The sequence below is a fragment of the Psychrobacter sp. 1U2 genome (assembly GCF_051847575.1).
Genome location: NZ_JBPYDC010000269.1, coordinates 1 through 1,286, shown reverse-complemented (window position 1 = coordinate 1,286; position 1,286 = coordinate 1). Strand labels below are relative to the sequence as shown.

General features: G+C 34.1%; 2 protein-coding genes. Both read right to left on the bottom strand.

Features of this window, described 5'->3' with window-relative positions; translation table 11 throughout:
- Positions 1-115: 115 nt before the first annotated feature.
- Complete coding sequence (locus ACS8FD_RS15075; protein ID WP_439263039.1) at positions 116-859, bottom strand: hypothetical protein; 744 nt, start codon at positions 857-859, stop codon at positions 116-118.
- Positions 860-880: 21 nt separating this feature from the next.
- The coding region (locus tag ACS8FD_RS15070; protein WP_439276448.1) for a restriction endonuclease subunit S at positions 881-1,286 on the bottom strand (406 nt) is incomplete at its 5' end.

Sequence of the window (1,286 nt, the reverse complement as noted above, 5' to 3'; positions counted from 1 at the left end):
TGTATTCAGATACCACTTTTGCATCTTTTTCAAAAAACGACCCCTAAATTATCCATAATTACTACTATTGCAACAATAAACGATTATTAAACAACTTCAATTTTGCGTTAATAGCTTAGTAAATGCTTTTGATTTTATTGCCAATAGATTTTATAGCTTGCCATAAGCTACTCATTATAGAACGAATATTACAGTTTCCAACTTCACTCTGATAGCGTTCATCTTTAGACAAAATCTGGTCTATTTCTAAAGCGAACTTCAATGACTGCCCTTCTCTCATTAGCCATATTGAAGCAAACATAAATAAGAAAGCTAAAGAAATAGTGACTGCCTGCTTCACAATAAACTGCCTTATTGAGGTAGCAGTAGCTAATTCAGATTCCAATCCTAAAAGAAATAAGACAAGTATAGTTATTCCGATAAGCAACATGAGTATACCCATTATCAGGCCAACTCTAAGAAAAATTTTCTCTAAGCAATTTATTTTTACTACAAGCGAATCGTTTTTAGACTCGATAAATATTACAGCTCTTTTTATCTTATTAAACGTAAGCTGACCATTTGACTTTTCCCTCAGGTCAAGTAGCTTTTCTCGAAACGATTTATCCCAGTTCACGCCCTCAAAATTCTTATATAGATTGTTCTCTAATGATTCTTTAAGATAATCAGCACTTTTGTCAGTGATCAGACCTGAATTTATTGCTTCTGTTATCGCTTTATTTTTTCGGCTTGTTAGATAATCATGAATACTAGCAATATCTTTCACTTTAAAAAGAACAATTAAAAATGCAGCTAATATTAAACCAAAGCTACCTAGCCCTAACAAGGTGTTCAAAAGTTCTGTTATGTCTAAGCTCATAATTTAGCTTCCATCAGGCAATCACCCATCAACCACCACCCGCTTCTTACCTGTCAAAAGCTGCTGCATCAACGCCTTTTTCTCTTGCTGTAAATCCGCCAATTGCTGCTCAAGCAACTCAATTTCTTTATCGGCAGTGGTTAACACGGTGGCGATTTTTTGTTGTTCTTTTAAATTTGTGGGAACTAAAACGTCTAAACTTGCTAAGTCTTTTCCATAAACATGAATAATCGTAATGCCTTGACCTTTTCGAGCAATTTCGAACTTTTTAGTATGAGTAAGAAGATGAGCCATAAATATTGCATCAATTGCTTTTTTAGGTCTAAGAATATTAATATCTCCACCAAGCAAGATATCATCTTCAAGAACTGCTGTAGCATTCGCTAAATCAATTCCTGTAGTTGTTGTTGATGCTGGTATCAACACA